We start from the raw sequence: 14,828 nt of genomic DNA on the forward strand, positions 1-14,828 counted from the left end.
GCCCTGTCGGCCGTCGCGATGACTCCGAGCCCCGCCGCCCCGGCCGCGGCTCCCGCGTCGGCCCCGGCGCCCGCGCCCACCCCCACGGCGAGCACAGTGGCCGGCGCGGCTCCGGCGCCACCGGCTCCGGCCGCGCCCGGGCCGGGTCTTTTCCCGCCCTATGTGGTCGGTCCGCCGGGTATCGGAACCGGTTCCGGGATGGGCTCGAGCGCCAGTTCGAGCGCCAAAAGGAAAGCGCCGGAACCAGATAGCGCCGCGGCCGCGGCGGCCGCCGCCGCGCGGGAAGCGGCTCGGGCACGCCGCCGCAGGCGCGCGACTCAGCGAGGGCACGGCGACGAGTTCATGGATATGAACGTCGACGTCGACCCGGACTGGGATGCCTCGCCGCAAGATCGGGACCCGGTCGCGTCCGAGTCCGGCTCCGGCGCGCTGGGGTTCGCCGGCACCGCGCGCCGAGAAGCGGCGGCTGCGGCGACGGGCCTGGCCACGCTGGACGGCGATGAGTTCGGCGGCGGTCCAACGATGCCGATGATGCCGGGCACCTGGGACCGGGGCGGCACAAATCCGGACGGCTAGTGCCGCGGACTCGGCCCGCCTCCGGCGACTTGTCCCGGGCCGCGGGGTGCCGCGCGCTGAAATAATGACCCGGTGGAGACGCTGAAGTCCCGACGCAGGTTGGGGTCAATGGAAGTGCTGGTGGGCATTCTGTTGACCTGCGCCGTGGCGGCGACGACCTTGCGCACCGCGGTCTACAACAGCGCGGCGCTGTCGACGGTGGGCACCGTGTTCTGCGGGATCTTCGTGCAGGCGATTCCGTTCCTGGTGCTCGGCGTGGTGGTCAGCGGACTGATCGCGGTGTTCGTGTCGCCGCAGCGGCTGGCACGTTGGTTGCCGCGCCGGCCGGCGTTGGCGGTGGTGGCGGCCGGCCTGGGCGGGGTCGCGTTGCCGGGTTGCGAATGTGGCTCAGTCCCGTTGGCGCGGCGGTTGTTCGGCGACGGCGGGCCGACGGGAGCCGCGGCGTTGACCTTCATGCTGGCAGCGCCGGCGATCAACCCGGTGGTCCTGGTGGCCACGGCGGTGGCGTTTCCGGGCGCCCCGAGGATGGTCTTCGCCCGCATGGGAGCGTCGCTGCTGACCGCGGTCGTCATGGGCTGGGTGTGGTCGCGGTGGGGCCGTGCGGACTGGATCACCCGTCGGCTGCCCGCCGCTGGAACGCAGACCGAACCGCGCTGGGTGGTCTTCACCGAGGCGGCCCGTCACGATTTCCTGCAGGCCGCATCGTATTTGGTGCTCGGTGCGGCCGCCGCGGCGTTGCTGCACGTGGCGGTGCCGCAGTGGGTGTTCGCGCATCTGGCGACCGACCCGGTGCTCGGGGTCACGCTGATGGCCACCCTGGCCGTGGTGCTGGCGTTGTGTTCGGAGGCGGATGCGTTCGTGGCGGCCAGCATGACGATGGTCCCGCTGTTACCCCGGCTGGTGTTTCTCGTCGTCGGTCCGGCCGTCGATGTCAAGCTGTTCGCCATGCAGGCGGGCATGTTCGGCCGGGCGTTCGCCGCGCGCTTTTCGCCGTGCACCTTCGTGGTGGCCACGGCGGGTGCCTGTGCGATCGGGCTTTTCGTGCTGGGGGCCCGATAATGAGTCGCGAAGCCGAGAACACCGTGTTGCTGTTGGTGGGCATCAGCATCGCCATGATCACCGGGTCGGGAGTGTTCACCCGTTACGTCAAGCCCGGCCTGCTGCCGTGGCTGGCCGTTTCGGCGGCGGTGCTCATCGGGTTGGCGCTGGTGGCGATCGTCGGCGATATCCGGCGGGGCGGGCCCCCGCCGAACGACGCGGCCGGCGATCACGGTCACGAGCATTCCCATCGGACCGGCATCGTCTGGTTGCTGGTGGTCGCGGTCCTCGTGCTGATGTTCGTGGCGCCACCGGCGCTGCGGCCCTCGGCCGCCGCCCCGTCCGTGACTTCGGCGTCCAATAGTGTTCTGAACAAGGCGTTTTCACCGTTGCCGCCCGGGCCGGCACCGGAGGTCTCGCTGCCGGAGGTGCTGATGCGCGAGGCGCACGACACGACCGGATCGTTGACGAACCGGACGATCACCGTCACCGGGTTCGTGCTCAACGAGGCGCAGGGCGTCGACCTCGGTCGCGTCGTCATCATCTGCTGCGCGGCCGACGCCCAGCTGGCCCGCATCCATCTGCGTGGCCCGGCCGCCGGGGGTGCGGCCGGCCTGCCGGACAACACCTGGCTTCGCGTCCAGGGCCAGGTGACTCCCGCACCACGGCAACCGAATTCGCCGGCGATCCCCACGCTGCAGGCCACCGCGGTCACGCGGATCGACGCCCCGCCCAACCCCTACGCCTATCCGCGTTGACCCCTCCCTCGCGTCGGCTCGAGGAGCCACCACCGGTGACTCGCACCGGTTCGCGCACCGCCGGGTGGCAAACACCGGGGCCGGCCCGCACCCATTGCCGTTGCGCGCCACCGGAAAAGGCATGTCGGCGACGCGGCGTAGGGTGGATCGGGTGCGAAGCGAAGGTGACACCTGGGACATCACCACGAGTGTGGGTTCGACCGCGTTGTTCGTGGCGACAGCGCGGGCATTGGAGGCGCAGAAGCCCGACCCCCTGGCCGTGGATCCATACGCGGAGGTCTTCTGCCGCGCCGTCGGCGGGTCGTGGGCCGACGTCCTCGACGGCAAGGACCCCGACCACCAGCTGAAGACCGCCGACTTCGGCGAGCATTTCGTCAACTTCCAGGGCGCCCGCACCAGATACTTCGACGGATATTTCCGCCGCGCGGCGGACGCCGGGGTGCGGCAGGTGGTCGTCCTGGCGGCGGGCCTGGACACGCGCGCCTACCGGTTGGACTGGCCGGCGGCGACGACGATCTTCGAGCTCGACCAACCGCAAGTGCTCGAGTTCAAACGCGAGGTGCTAACCGCCGCCGGCGCCCAACCACGCGCCGAGCGCCGTGAGATCGCCGTCGATCTGCGCGAAGACTGGCCGCAGGCCCTGCGCGACAGCGGCTTTGATCCCGCCAAGCCATCGGCCTGGATCGCCGAGGGCCTGTTGATCTATCTCCCGGCGACCGCCCAGGAGCAGCTGTTCACCGGTATCGACGGGCTGGCCGCGCAAGGCAGCCACGTCGCCGTCGAGGACGGCGCCCCGATGAAGCCCGAGGACTACGAGGCCGCCGTGGCCGAAGAGCGCGCGGCCACCGCGCAGGGCGACGGGCGGGTGTTCTTCCAGCTGGTCTACAACGAGCAGTGCGCGCCCGCCACCGAGTGGTTCGGCAAGCGCGGCTGGAAGGCGGTCGGGACCCCGCTGGCCGACTACCTGCGCGAGGTCGGCCGCCCGCTACCCGGACCGGAGACCGAGGCCGGCCCGATGATCGCGCGCAACACCCTGGTGAGCGCCGTCCGAGCCTGAGGCGCCGAGCCAAAAGCCGGCCACGGCCGCTGGCCGCGGCCCGGTTTCGATGAGTTCTCCCTGAATTTGGCGCCCGCCGGAACTTCTTCGCGCCGCCGCCCGACTACTACCGGGCTGACCCTAGCGCCGCCGACAGCCCGGCGGTTGCCGACATAGCCCGGCGAGGAGTCTCTGGCATGACCGCGCCGATCTGGATGGCATTGGCCCCGGAGGTCCACTCCACGCTGCTGAGCAGCGGACCAGGACCGGCCGGCCTGTTGGCCTCGGCCGCATCGTGGAGCTCGTTGAGCGAGACCTATGCGTCGGCCGCCGACGAGCTCAGCGCGACGTTGGCGGCGGCGCAGGCCGGGGCGTGGCAGGGGCCCAGCGCCGAGCGGTACGTCGCCGCGCACCTGCCCTACCTGGCGTGGCTGGAGCGGGCCAGCGCCAACAGCGCCGCGACGGCCGCCCAGCAGGAGACCGCGGCCACCGCCTACACCACGGCGTTGGCCGCGATGCCGACGCTCCCGGAGCTGGCCGGCAACCACGCCACGCACGCGGCACTGATGGCGACGAACTTCTTCGGGGTCAACACCATCCCCATCGCGGTCAACGAGGCCGACTATTCGCGGATGTGGGTTCAGGCGGCCACCACCATGTCCACCTACCAGGCGGTCGCCGGCGCGGCGGTGGCCGCGGCGCCGCAGACCGATCCGGCACCGCAGATCGTGACCTCCACCAGCTCCGACAGCGGGGACAGCGACGACACCGGCATCGTCGACAACGACGGCGGCAACCCCTACCAGCTGAGCTGGTGGATCAACCGGTTCACGGAGATCTTTCAAACCATCGGGCGAGACCTGGCGGAATTTCAGACGGACCCGGCAGACGCGATATCGGATTTGTTTACCGACGTGCCGTTGCTCATTGCAGACGAGTTCACTCACCTCGGGGAGGCCCTCCAGGCGTTCGCCCCGCAGCTGCTGGCGTTGACGTTCGCCGCGACGGCCGGAGCCGGCGGGGGGTTCGCGGCCCTGACCGCGCTGGCCGCGATCCAGCCCCAACCGGTGCCCGCCCCGGCCGTGGCCGCCGCGCCACCACCCCAGGTGCCGAGCATGCCGGCGGTGGCCGGCAGCCCGACGATGGGCGCCGCTACCGCCCCGGCACCGGCTTCCACCGCGACCACCGCACCGGTGCCCGCGTCAGCATCGGCGCCCGCGGCCGGGGCCCCGCCGCCGCCCGCGGGCGTCGAAGGCGCCGCCTTTCCCTACCTGGTCGGCGGCCCCGGCATCGGCACCGGCTCCGGGATGGGCAGCGGCGTGCGGCGCACCGCGTCCGAGCTTGCTCCCGCCAGGGCCGCCGCTCCGACCGCGGCCTCGGTGTCCGAAAGACAGCGGGCGCGGCGGCAACGTCGGGCGGCGATGCCAGACCACTACCGCGGCTACGAGTTCATCGATCTGGAACCGGGCGCCGAGCCCGCAACCGATGGGGACTCGTCGTGGGCATCGGAGCGCGGCGCCGGCTCACTGGGCTTTGCCGGAACGGCGCCCGCGCAGACCGCCGAGGCGGCGGGGCTGACCACGCTGACCGGTGACCAATTCGGCAACGGGCCGTCGGTACCGATGTTGCCGGGCAGCTGGGAGAGCGAATAGTGGCGGAACTTTTCCGTCCCGCCGCCCGACTATTGGCTGCGTGATCGTTGCACCGGTTCCCGGTCGTCGCGGTCGTCGAGCCCACCCCGATCGTCAAGGAGTCGTCGCTATGACCCGGCCGGTGTGGACGGTGTCGTCCCTGATCCGCTCGGCCGCGGGGGACGGGCGCGGACCGTGCCGGTCGAGTTGATAATGAAAATGATTTTCATTAAGGTAAAGCCTTGCTGTGAGGTCGCCCGACATGAGGCTGTGAGTATGCCGAAAATGCGGGAAAAAGCTACCGGAAATGTCCTCAACAGCGGTAAAAGAGGGGCAGCGCAGTGGTGAGCCGGACAGGCCCAAACGTCTCGACAGTTAGCTTATGCAATGCTAACTTCAGGCGGGTTAAGTTAGGGGAGACTACATTCATGAAAAGACGCGGCCGTGGAATTCGGTGACACCGGCATGCTCACAGTTCAGCCCGTCAATTCAGGCGTGGACGCACGGGTTGACGAAGACGTCGTCAGCCGGTTCGCCACCTGCTGCCGCGCTCTGGGCGTCGTCGTCTACCAACGTCAGCGTCCCGCCGATCTGACCGCCGCTCGCTCCGGTTTCACCGCGCTGACCCGCATCGCCCACGACCAGTGCGACGCGTGGACGGGTCTGGCGGCGGCCGGCGACGTGTCGCTGCGGGTGCTCGAGTCGGTGTCGCGCACCGCGGCGACGGCGGGCACGCTGCAGCGCCAGGTCGATCTGGCGCCCGGCTCGTTGGGCTTCCGCTACGACACGGGACTGTATCTACAGTTTCGCGCCGCGACGCCCGACGACTTCCACCTCGCCTACGCGGCGGCGCTGGCAACGGCCGGGCGATTTGCTGACGCCGACCAGATCGTCGCCCAGCTGACCGCCGGCCGCCCGAACTGGCGCGAGGCCCGCTGGGTGTCCGTCGTCATCAACTACCGCGCCGAGCGCTGGTCGGACGTCGTCAAGCTGCTGACCCCGATCGTCAACGACGCGGACCTCGACGAGGCGTTCTCGCACGCTGCCAAAATCGCCCTGGGCACCGCCCTGGCCCGGCTGGGCATGTTCGCCCCCTCGCTGTCGTATCTGGAGGAGCCCGACGGTCCCGTCGCGGTGGCCGCCGTCGACGGCGCGCTGGCCAAGGCGCTGGTGCTGCGCGCGCACGTGGACGAGGACTCGGCGAGCGAAGTGCTGCAGGATCTGTACGCCGCTCATCCCGAGAACGACCAGGTCGAACAGGCCCTGACCGACACCAGTTTCGGCATCGTGACCACCACGGCGGCCCGCATCGAGGCCCGCACCGATCCCTGGGATGTCGAAACTGAGCCCAGCGCAGAGGATTTCGTCGACCCGGCTGCACACGAACGCAAGGCCGTGCTGCTGCACGAGGCCGAGCGTCAGCTGGCCGAATTCATCGGACTCGATGAGGTCAAGAACCAGGTGTCGCGGCTGAAGAGTTCGGTCGCCATGGAACTGGTTCGCAAGCAGCGTGGCCTCGCGGTGGCGCAACGCGCCCACCACCTGGTCTTCGCCGGTCCGCCCGGAACCGGTAAGACCACCATCGCCCGCGTGGTCGCCAAAATCTATTGCGGCTTGGGGCTTTTGAAGCGGGAGAACATTCGAGAGGTCCACCGCGCCGACCTCATCGGCCAGCACATCGGCGAGACCGAGGCCAAGACCAACGCGATCATCGACAGCGCACTGGACGGCGTGTTGTTCCTCGACGAGGCGTACGCGCTGGTGGCCACCGGCGCCAAGAACGACTTCGGACTGGTGGCCATCGACACCCTGCTGGCGCGGATGGAGAACGACCGCGACCGCCTGGTGGTCATCATCGCCGGATACCGAGCCGACCTGGACAAGTTCCTGGATACCAACGAGGGCTTGCGTTCTCGGTTCACCCGCAACATCGACTTTCCGTCCTACGCACCGTCGGAGCTGGTCGAGATCGCGAACACGATGGCCGAGCAGCGCGACAGCATCTTCGAACAGGCTGCGCTGCAACACATGGAGGCGCTGTTCACGAAGTTGGCTACCGAGGCGACACCGGATGCCAACGGAATCTCGCGGCGCAACCTGGACATCGCCGGTAACGGGCGGTTCGTCCGGAACATCGTCGAACGCTCCGAGGAAGAACGCGAGTTCCGGCTCGATCATTCGGAACACGCGGGAACCGGCGAGTTCAGTGACGAGGAGCTGATGACGATCACCGACGACGACGTCGAACGCTCGGTAGAGCCGCTGCTGCGCGGCCTTGGCCTGTCGGTGCCGGCATGAGCTCCAATAACGAGGCCGACGAACGCCGTTCATTCGCATCCCGCACGCCGGTCAACGACAACCCCGACCAGGTCGAGTACCGCCGCGGTTTCGTCACCCGGCACCAGGTCACCGGCTGGCGGTTCGTGATGCGCCGGATCGCCTCCGGTATCGCCTTGCACGACACCAGAATGCTCGTCGACCCGCTGCGCACGCAGTCGCGCGCGGTGGCGATGGGCGCGGTCCTCCTGGTAACCGGACTGGCGGGCTGCTTCGTGTTCTCCCTGATCCGGCCCAGCGGGACGGTGGGTACCAACGCCGTACTGGCCGACCGGTCGACCGCGGCACTGTATGTCCGAGTCGGCGACGACCTGCATCCGGTGCTCAACCTGACGTCTGCCCGGCTGATCACCGGCCATGCGGTCGATCCCACCATGGTGAAAAGCGGTGAGCTGGACCGGTTTCCGCGCGGCAACCTGATCGGGATCCCCGGCGCCCCGGAGCGCATGGTGCAGAATCCCTCGCACGACGCGAACTGGACGGTGTGCGACGCCGTCAGTGAGCCGGCCCAAGGCGGGCATGCCGCGCACAGCACCGGCGTCACGGTGATCGCGGGCCGGCCGGACAGCAGCGGTGCGCGCGCCGTGACGCTGCAGTCGCGGCAGGCGATCCTCGCCGACCGGGACGGCAGCACCTGGCTGCTGTGGGACGGCAGGCGCTCGCAGATCAACCTGACCGACCACGCAATCACGAACGCACTTGGCTTGGGGCAGAACAACGCCGAGGTTCCCGCGCCCCGGCCCATCGCGCTGGGCTTGTTCAACGCGATACCGGAGGGGCCGTCGCTGACGGCGCCCGCCATCCCGAACGCCGGCGCCCCGGCGCCGTTCAGCGTGCCGGCACCGATCGGGGCGGTGGTGGTCTCCTACGCCCTGGATCAGAGTTCCTCGGGTGCGCCGCGCTACTACGCGGTGCTGCCCGACGGCCTTCAGCAGATCTCGCCGGTGCTCGCCGCGATCCTGCGCAACACCAATTCCTATGGGCTGGACCAACCGCCGCGGCTGGGCGCCGACGCGGTGGCCAAACTGCCGGTGTCGCGGATGCTGGACACCGCGCGGTACCCGGATCAGCAGGTGAGCGTGGTCGACGCGGGCAGGTCCCCCGTCACCTGCGCCTACTGGAGTAAGCCGGCCGGGGCCGCGACCAGCTCGCTGAACCTGATGTCCGGGTCGGCGCTGCCGGTCGCGGAGTCGATCCGCACCGTCGATCTGGTGGGCGGCGGCGCCGCGACCACCGCCACCCGCGTCGCGCTGGCGCCGGGCACCGGCTACTTCACTCAGACCGTCGGCGGCGGCCCGGACTCGCCGGGCACCGGGTCGTTGTTCTGGGTCTCGGACACCGGTGTCCGCTACGGCATCGACAACGAGGCCGAGCACTCGGCCGCCGGGCACGGGAAAACGGTTGAGGCCCTTGGCCTCAGCGGGCCCCCGGTCCCCGTTCCGTGGTCGGTGCTGTCGCTGTTCGCCAATGGACCGACGCTATCGCGCGCCGACGCGCTGCTGGCACATGACGGGCTGACGCCCGACCAGAAGCCGGGCCGTGTGGCATCTGCCGAGGGAGCCCCCCGATGAGCCGACTGATCTTCGAAGCGCGCCGACGGCTGGCGCCGCCGGTCACCCGCAAGGGCACCATCGCCATCGAGGCGCCGCCCGAGCTGCCCCGGGTGATTCCGCCGTCTTTTCTGCGCCGGGCGATGCCCTACGTGCTGGTGATCCTGATCGTCGGCATGATCGTCGCGCTGTTCGCCACCGGGATGCGGCTGATCTCTCCGCAGACGCTGTTCTTCCCGTTCGTGCTGTTGCTCGCCGCGACGGCGATGTATCGCGGCAACGACAACAAGACCCGCACCGAGGAGGTCGACGCCGAACGCGCCGACTACCTGCGCTACCTGTCGGTGGTCCGGGACAACATCCGCACCCAGGCCGGCGCGCAGCGCGCGGCGGCGCAGTGGTCCCACCCGGAGCCCAGCGCACTGGCGACGGTGCCGGGCTCCCGCCGGCAGTGGGAGCGTGATCCGCACGATCCCGACTTCCTGGTGCTGCGGGCCGGCCGCCACCACGTGCCACTGGCGACCGCCCTGCGGGTCAACGACACCGCGGACGAGATCGACCTGGAGCCGGTGTCGCACAGCGCGTTACGCAGCCTGCTCGATACCCATCGCACGGTGCGCGACGTGCCGACCGGAATCGACCTGGCCAAGGTCTCCCGAATCACCGTGCTGGGCGCCGAAGACGAGGCGCGGGCGGCGCTGCGCGCCTGGATCGCTCAGGCGGTGACCTGGCACGACCCGACCGTCCTCGGGATCGCGCTGGTCACCCCGAACCTGGAGAGCCCGGACTGGTCCTGGCTGAAGTGGTTGCCGCACATCGACATTCCCGGTGAGCTCGACGGGGTCGGCCCGGCCCGGTTCATGGCGACCAATGCCGACGACCTGGTGGCGAGCCTGGGTCCGGCCCTCGTCGACCGCCCGGCGTTCACCGGCGAGCCTGCCGACGCGCTCCGGCACCTGTTGATCGTCATCGACGACCCCGACTACGACCTGAACGCGTCGACGCTGGCGCTGGGCCGGGCGGGCGTCACCGTCGTGCAGCGCAGCGCCACCGCACCGAACCGTGAACAGTATTCGGACCCGGAAAAGCCGATCCTGCGCGTCATCGGCGAGGGCAGCCGAGCGAGGGCCCTGGTGCGCTGGCAGACCGGCGGCTGGCAGCCCTACATCGACAACGCCGACCAGTTGGGCGCCGACGAGGCCGCGCACCTGGCGCGCCAGCTGTCGCGCTGGGACTCCAACCCGACCCACACCGGGCTGCGGTCGGCGGCCACCCGCGGTGCCACGTTCACCACCATGCTGGGTATCCCGGATGCCTCCGCGCTGGACGTGCCCACACTGTGGGCGCCGCGCCGACGCGAGGACGAGTTGCGCGTACCGATCGGGGTCACCGCCACCGGCGAGCCGTTGATGTTCGACCTCAAGGACGAAGCCGAGGGCGGCATGGGCCCACACGGGCTGATGATCGGTATGACGGGTTCGGGCAAGTCCCAGACCCTGATGTCGATCCTGTTGTCGCTGTTGACGACTCACTCGGCGGATCGGTTGATCGTCATCTACGCCGACTTCAAGGGTGAGGCCGGCGCCGACAGCTTCCGCAACTTCCCGCAAGTGGTCGCCGTCATCTCCAACATGGCCGAGAAGAAGTCGCTGGCCGACCGGTTCGCCGACACGCTGCGCGGCGAGGTGGCTCGCCGCGAGACGCTGCTGCGCGAAGCGGGCCGCCAGGTCCAGGGCAGCGCGTTCAACTCGGTGGTGGAGTACGAGGCCGCTTGCCAATCCGGGGCCGCCGGTACCACTGACCTGCCGCCGATCCCGACGCTGTTCGTGGTCGCCGACGAATTCACCCTGATGCTCGCCGACCACCCGGAGTACGCGGAGCTGTTCGATTACGTTGCGCGTAAGGGCCGCTCGTTCCGCATCCACATCCTGTTCGCGTCGCAGACGCTGGATGTCGGCAAGATCAAGGACATCGACAAGAACACCTCCTACCGCATCGGTCTAAAGGTGGCCAGCCCCAGCGTTTCCCGCCAGATCATCGGCGTGGAGGATGCCTACCACATCGAATCCGGCAAGGAGCACAAGGGCGTGGGCTTCTTGGTGCCCGCCCCCGGCGCGACCCCGATCAAGTTCCGCAGCACCTACGTCGACGGTATCTACGACCCGCCGAAGAAGGCTAAATCCTTTGTGGTGCCGTCCATTCCGGAGCCGAAGCTGTTCACGGCCGGGCGGGTCGAGCCGGATCAGGACACCGTGATCACCGCCCCCGAGGAAGACGAACTGACCGGGCCGCCGCGCAAGCTGATCGCCACGATCGGCGAGCAGCTGGCGGGCTACGGTCCGCGGGCGCCGCAGCTGTGGCTGCCGCCGCTGGACGAGCCGATCCCGTTGACCGCCATGCTGGCCCGCGCCGGCGTGCCGCCCCGGCAGTGGCAGTGGCCACTCGGCGAGATCGACAAGCCGTTCGAGATGCGCCGCGACCCGCTGGTCTTCGACGCCGCCTCCTCGGCCGGGAACATGGTGATCCACGGCGGGCCGAAGTCGGGCAAATCGACCGCGCTGCAGACGTTCATCCTGTCCGCGGCCAACCTGCATTCGCCGCGCGAGGTCACCTTCTACTGCCTGGACTACGGCGGCGGCAAGCTGCGGGCGCTCGAAGACCTGGCGCACGTCGGCAGCGTGGCCTCGGCACTGGAGCCCGAACGCATCCGGCGCACCTTCGGGGAACTCGAACAGCTGCTGCTGTCGCGGCAGCGGCGAGAGGCGTTCCGGGACTCCCGCGGTGCGGCCCCCGACGACGGGTTCGGCGAGGTGTTCCTGGTCATCGACAACCTCTACGCGTTCGGCCGGGACAACACCGACCAGTTCAACACCCGAAACCCGTTGCTGGCCAGGGTCAGCGAACTGGTCAACATCGGTCTCGCTTACGGCATCCACGTCGTCATCACCACCCCGAGTTGGCTCGAGGTTCCGCTGGCCATGCGCGACGGCCTCGGACTGCGGCTCGAGCTCAAGCTGCACGATCCGCGGGACAGCAACGTGCGGGTGGTCGGCGCCTTGCGTCGGCCCGCCGAGGCGGTGCCGCACGAGCAGCCCGGCCGTGGATTGACCATGGCCGCCGAGCATTTCCTGTTCGCGGCCCCCGAGCTGGACCAGGTCGCCGCGCTCAATGCGCGCTACCCGGGCGTCACCGCACCGCCGGTACGGCTGTTGCCGACCAACTTGGCGCCGGAGTCGGTCGGGTCGCTGTATCGCGGGCCGGAGCGGGTCGTCATCGGCCAGCGCGAGGAAGATCTCGCGCCGGTGGTGGTCAACTTCGCCGAGAATCCGCTGCTGATGGTGTTCGGCGACAGCAAGTCCGGGAAGACCACCCTGCTGCGCCACCTCATTCGCACGGTGCGCGAGCACTCCACCCCCGATCAGGTGGCCTTCACGGTGCTGGATCGGCGGCTGCACCTCGTCGATGAGCCGTTGTTCGCCGACAACGAGTACACCGCCAACATCGACCGCATCATCCCGGCGATGCTGGGGCTGGCCAACCTGATCGAATCGCGCCGTCCACCGGCCGGCCTGTCACCCGGGGAGCTGGCCCACTGGCGGTATGCGGGCCACACCCACTACCTGATCATCGACGACGTCGACCAGATACCGGATTCGCCGGCGATGAGCGGCCCCTACGTCGGGCAGCGGCCGTGGTCTCCCTTGATCGGATTGCTCTCGCAGGCGGCCGATCTGGGGCTGCGGGTGATCGTCACCGCACGCGCCACCGGGTCGGGGCACGCGTTGATGACCAACCCGCTGCTGCGCCGGTTCAACGACTTGCAGGCGACCACGTTGATGCTGGCGGGCAATCCGCAGGACAGCGGGAAGATCCGCGGTCAGCGGTTCGGCCGGTTGCCTGCCGGACGGGCGATCCTGTTGGGCGACAGCGACGCTGGAACGTACGTGCAGTTGGTCAACCCGTTGGTCGGGGAGTCCGTGATAGAGGGCGCCAACGAGGGTTTCGCCCACTGAAGTTGATGCAAGTCCGAAGAGAAGGACCAGGAAAGGAGTAACCATGACCTTGCGAGTGGTTCCCGAAGGTCTGGCCGCGACCAGCGCCGCGGTGGAGGCCCTGACGGCACGGCTGGCGGCCGCGCATGCGGCGGCGGCTCCGGCGATCACGGCGGTGGTGCCGCCGGCGGTCGATCCGGTATCGCTCCAAACCGCAGTCGGATTCAGCGCCCAGGGCCAGGAGCACTCCGCCGTGGCGGCCCAGGGTGTCGAGGAGCTCGGCCGTGCCGGCGTCGGCGTCGGCGAGGCCGGCGCAAGCTATCTCGCGGGTGACACCGCGGCCGCCGCGACATTCGGAATCGCGGGCGCCTGACCGTGACATCCCCCTTCGGCCCCATCTGGATGGCTTCGCCGCCCGAGGTGCATTCGGCGTTGCTCAGCGCCGGACCCGGGCCGGGGCCGCTGTTGGCGGCCGCCGGCGCGTGGAGCTCGCTGAGCGCCCAATACGCCTCGGCGGCAGCCGAACTCAGTGGGCTGTTGGCCCAGGCCCAGGCCGGGGCCTGGGAGGGGCCGAGCGCCGAGCAGTACGTGGCGGCCCACCTGCCGTACCTGGCATGGTTGCAGCAGGCCAGTGTGGACAGCGCGGGTGCCGCCGCGCAGCAGGAGGTCGCGGCGACGGCGTACACCGCCGCGTTGGCGGCCATGCCGACGCTGCCGGAACTGGCCGCCAACCACACCGTGCACGGCGTGCTGGTGGCGACGAATTTCTTTGGCGTCAACACCATTCCCATCGCGGTCAACGAGGCCGACTATGCGCGGATGTGGGTCCAGGCGGCCACCACCATGGGGACCTACCAGGTCGTGTCGGGATCTGCCCTTGCCGCCGCGCCGCGCACGACGGCGGCGCCGTCCATCGTCAACCCCGGCGGCCAAACCAATAGCCTGGCGGCCAACGGCACGCAGAACAGTCCCGGGGATTGGTGGCAGAACTTCATCCAGCAGCTGTCCAAGTTCCTGCAGGACTTCTTCCAGAACATCCAGCAGATGCTGCAGAACTTCTTCTCGAATCTGCCTGCGTTTCTGGCGGCCAACGGACCGCTGCTGTTCTTCGTTGCCTACCAAGTGTTTTTCAACGCCGTCGGCTGGCCGACGTGGGGCGCGATCCTGACCGCACCGTTTTTGATACCGATCCTGCTCGGCATCGGGCTGAGCTCCTTGCTCACCACGCCCGTCGAGGTCGCGCCGGACGCCGCCCCCGCCGCCGTGGCCCCCGTGCTGACGTCGAACAAGCCGTCCATGCTTCCGGCGGTCGCGCTGGCCCCGACGGTGGCGACGCCGGCGAGCGCGCCGGCCGGCACGGTTGCCACCGGTTCCGGTGCGCCCGCCGCGCCGGCTCCGGCCGCGGCGGCGAGCAACTTCGCCTATCTGGTGGCCGTGGGTGGCGACCCGGACGCCGGGGTCGGCCCCACCGTCGGTGGTCGCGGCGGGGCCAAGGCTCCGGCGGCGACCATCCCGGCGGCCGGTGCCGTGGCGGCGAGCCGGGCCGAGTCCCGGGCGCGGCGCCGGCGCCGCGGCACACTGCGCGACCACGCCGATGAATTCGCCGACATGGACTCCGATTTCGGCGTCCCACCGGACTTCGGCGACGAGGAGGAGCTGGCCGCGGCCGTCGCGTCCGCCCAGGGGGCCGGGCCGCTGGGGTTCGCCGGAACCACGCAGCGACACAAGGCGTTTCAGGCGGCCGGATTGACCAAGCTGGCCGACGACGACTTCGGCGGCGGCCCGCGCATGCCGATGGTGCCCGGCACCTGGGAGCACGAAGCCAGTAACGGAGCGGGCCCGGCCGAGCCGGGGAAACGGGGGTGAGGCGGTCAGCCAGATGCAGGTGAATTACCGAAACCCCAACGGAC

The 14,828-nt window shown here is 69.9% G+C and carries 9 protein-coding genes and 1 pseudogene; all 10 read left to right on the top strand.

Annotated elements, in window-relative coordinates:
* A pseudogene (locus A5688_RS03505) lies at positions 1 to 576 on the top strand (hypothetical protein); the annotation flags it as partial.
* A 108-nt stretch (positions 577 to 684) separates the two neighbouring features.
* Entirely contained in the window at positions 685 to 1,635 is a 951-nt protein-coding gene (locus tag A5688_RS03510; protein WP_431602705.1) for a permease, read from the top strand.
* Entirely contained in the window at positions 1,635 to 2,372 is a 738-nt protein-coding gene (locus A5688_RS03515) for a TIGR03943 family putative permease subunit (RefSeq protein WP_067914926.1), read from the top strand. Before A5688_RS03510 ends, A5688_RS03515 begins: the two co-directional genes overlap by 1 nt.
* Positions 2,373 to 2,523: 151 nt before the next feature.
* Positions 2,524 to 3,429, top strand: a complete 906-nt coding sequence (locus tag A5688_RS03520) for a class I SAM-dependent methyltransferase (protein ID WP_067914975.1) — start codon at positions 2,524 to 2,526, stop codon at positions 3,427 to 3,429.
* 176 nt (positions 3,430 to 3,605) lie between these two features.
* Positions 3,606 to 5,060: a PPE family protein gene (locus A5688_RS03525; protein ID WP_067914928.1), complete on the top strand. Its 1,455-nt coding sequence runs from the start codon at positions 3,606 to 3,608 to the stop codon at positions 5,058 to 5,060.
* Between the two features lie 423 nt (positions 5,061 to 5,483).
* On the top strand, positions 5,484 to 7,337 hold the full coding sequence (gene eccA3 / locus A5688_RS03530; protein WP_067914929.1) for a type VII secretion system ESX-3 AAA family ATPase EccA3: 1,854 nt from the start codon (positions 5,484 to 5,486) through the stop codon (positions 7,335 to 7,337).
* The gene (gene eccB, locus A5688_RS03535) at positions 7,334 to 8,947 is read left to right on the top strand and encodes a type VII secretion protein EccB (protein WP_067837393.1); all 1,614 of its coding nucleotides are present in this window, start codon (positions 7,334 to 7,336) and stop codon (positions 8,945 to 8,947) included. Before eccA3 ends, eccB begins: the two co-directional genes overlap by 4 nt.
* Entirely contained in the window at positions 8,944 to 12,939 is a 3,996-nt protein-coding gene (gene eccCa / locus A5688_RS03540; RefSeq protein WP_067837390.1) for a type VII secretion protein EccCa, read from the top strand. The genes eccB and eccCa overlap by 4 nt, the downstream gene beginning before the upstream one ends.
* Positions 12,940 to 12,982: 43 nt before the next feature.
* On the top strand, positions 12,983 to 13,291 hold the full coding sequence (locus A5688_RS03545; protein ID WP_064953654.1) for a PE family protein: 309 nt from the start codon (positions 12,983 to 12,985) through the stop codon (positions 13,289 to 13,291).
* Between the two features lie 29 nt (positions 13,292 to 13,320).
* Complete coding sequence (locus A5688_RS03550) at positions 13,321 to 14,784, top strand: PPE family protein (protein ID WP_067914977.1); 1,464 nt, start codon at positions 13,321 to 13,323, stop codon at positions 14,782 to 14,784.
* The last annotated feature ends 44 nt before the right edge of the window (positions 14,785 to 14,828 follow it).

This window comes from Mycobacterium mantenii, from assembly GCF_001667865.1.
GTDB lineage: Bacteria > Actinomycetota > Actinomycetes > Mycobacteriales > Mycobacteriaceae > Mycobacterium > Mycobacterium mantenii_A.